The organism is bacterium, assembly GCA_009926305.1.
GTDB lineage: Bacteria > Bdellovibrionota_C > UBA2361 > UBA2361 > RFPC01 > RFPC01.
The window spans coordinates 1-2,190 of sequence record RFPC01000169.1; the positions used below are offsets into that span (position 1 = coordinate 1).

General features: G+C 44.5%; 4 protein-coding genes. 2 read left to right on the plus strand and 2 right to left on the minus strand.

Annotation, left to right across the window (positions count from 1 at the left end; translation table 11 throughout):
* Positions 1-382, minus strand: a 382-nt coding sequence (locus tag EBR25_13290; protein NBW41955.1) for a DUF1704 domain-containing protein, incomplete at its 3' end; no start/stop codon positions are given.
* A gap of 152 nt (positions 383-534) precedes the next feature.
* Positions 535-1,434 carry a hypothetical protein gene (locus EBR25_13295; GenBank protein NBW41956.1) on the minus strand — a complete coding sequence of 300 codons (900 nt, stop codon included), beginning with the start codon at positions 1,432-1,434 and terminating at the stop codon, positions 535-537.
* Here EBR25_13295 and EBR25_13300 point away from each other — a divergent pair.
* Positions 1,426-1,635, plus strand: coding sequence for a hypothetical protein (locus tag EBR25_13300; protein ID NBW41957.1), 210 nt, complete (start codon positions 1,426-1,428; stop codon positions 1,633-1,635). The two genes, EBR25_13295 and EBR25_13300, sit on opposite strands and share 9 nt — an antisense overlap.
* Positions 1,632-2,190: bifunctional diaminohydroxyphosphoribosylaminopyrimidine deaminase/5-amino-6-(5-phosphoribosylamino)uracil reductase RibD (gene ribD / locus EBR25_13305; GenBank protein NBW41958.1), on the plus strand; the 559-nt coding region annotated here is incomplete at its 3' end. The genes EBR25_13300 and ribD, both read left to right, overlap by 4 nt.

The following is a 2,190-nucleotide window of genomic DNA, read 5'->3' on the forward strand; positions in this document are numbered from 1 at the left end:
GCGTCTCGCGTGCTTTCGGATCATCATTGCTTCTTGTAGAGCCAAAGAGTGCAATTGAATATGTCGTAAAATCTGATTTTCCCTTGGAGGCAAGCATCAAAAGCGCCTGTTTATAGGACTCTGCAACAGCAAAAAGGAATCTTGGGATAGGATGATCTGCCTGGAGTGCGCGCTGAATATCTGAAATTTCATGGAGCTCCTTCTCGTAACTATTAGCAGAGACAGAAAAAGATGGAAGTACTACTTTCTTCTCTCTCATAGACCCCAAAAACGAGTCGCTCACAGATTTAGGCCACTGAAGCTCTGCTAGAATCTCAAGACTCTTTCCAAATTGAAACAATTTGCGATCAGCCTCCTTCCAACTCTCTTCATGTGCTTTCATACGTCACTCTTGTTTAGAGGTATGTGGAATTCTCTTCCGTCTCTTTACTGTAACTGGAAAATACAATCGCCGCGAGAGAAGAGCTGGTGGCTCTGCTTTTTTCTGAGAGCCATATAAAATAGCCTGAGAGATCTATCGGGAAAAATCTTAGGCTACACCGTAGCGTGAAGATTGTTTAACATTGGAATTTGCTTTAACTCTCTAATTCGTTCCAGATGTAGTTCCTTCTTTCTCGAATACTTTTCCAGCTGCTGATCAATTGAACCAAACGAGAATGACCCCGGAGAAATGGTATAACCGATACCAAGCGGCTCCACCTGTTGCTCAGGTACGAGAGGAAGTTTTCCCATCTCTGGAATCATCCATGCCACCTCGGGAACGCATGATGCAATTAACGGAACCCGCTGATCGAACTGACAACTCGTGAAATCGACAACTCCCAGAGCATCAGAGCCATAACTACGAACAAGCGCTATAACATGACCTGATTCCTGGTACTCGATGTCCTGAAGGGGATTGTCATTCTGATTACCCCATTTTTTGCAAAATGCTGCGCTATATTGGTTGAGCACCTCTTCCTCATCAGGCTTTAAAAGGTAGGAAGAGGCAGCCCGTGAGAGCACACCTGCTAGCTCTACGCCTCCCTCTCTTAGCGCACCATTGACTTCCGAGTGAGGATTATAAACACAACGCCGGATCGTCGTAGCGGCCATCCGTGGGTTAACATGCTGTTCCACAAAATCTCGCTCGAAACGATTGAGCTGTAAAAGGTTATCTCGTCCCAATTCAACTGGAGATAAAAGCCATGTGGTAACTCCCTGAGCTATCGAAAATTCAAATGTCTTCGCATCAAGCTCATGTGCGTTGATGAGCTCTTCCATAAGAACCAGTACTGTAGCTGAGGCCTCTCCGCAGTGATCCCACGGCTCGCGAGTCTTTTCGATATAACTCTTATATGAAGACCTATAATCCGCTATCCCTGAAATCAGCTTCTGCACACCTTGCTCGTGTTGAGCTGTCCTAAGACGGGAAGAGTCAGGCTTTTGAAACATAGAAAGACTCAGATTGTTGAAATAGTATCAATGCTCATGCAATTCTTGGCTGTCAAAATATCAGAGATCGATGAAAACTATCTCTCGGAACAACTACTTGCCCAAAAAATTTCGACCATCTTTTCTATATCTCCTCTATCATTTTATACTACCATAGCACTTCAAGCACTGATTTTAGGTTTAGACATTATCTCATTATGAGTATTTTTTCTTCCCAACACGAAATTCTTATCTCCCAATGCTGCAAAATTGCAGCACAGGGGCTTGGAGGGGTATCTCCAAACCCTCTCGTAGGGGCATTGCTTGTAGCCGAGGGAAGGATTATAGGAGAGGGTTTTCACGAAACATACGGAGGGTCGCATGCCGAAGTTCAAGCAATTGACAGCGTTGAAACCCCTGAACTACTAAAAAAAGCGACTCTCTACGTAAATTTAGAGCCATGCGCTCACCATGGTAAAACACCTCCATGCACAACGCTTATTAAAGAAATGGGAATTCCACGGGTTGTCTTTGGAACACAAGATCCGAATCCACTGGTTTCTGGTCGTGGAACAGAAGCATTAATGAAAGCTGGAATAGAAGTTGTTTCTGGAATCCTTCCTTCACAATGCTGGCACCTGAATCGTAGATTTTTCACAAACATCAAAGAGCTGCGGCCGTATGTAATTCTGAAATGGGCCGAAACACGCGATGGATTTATTGCGCGCCCTGATTATTCTTCTCGATGGATCAGTAGCGAACAATCAAGAATACGCG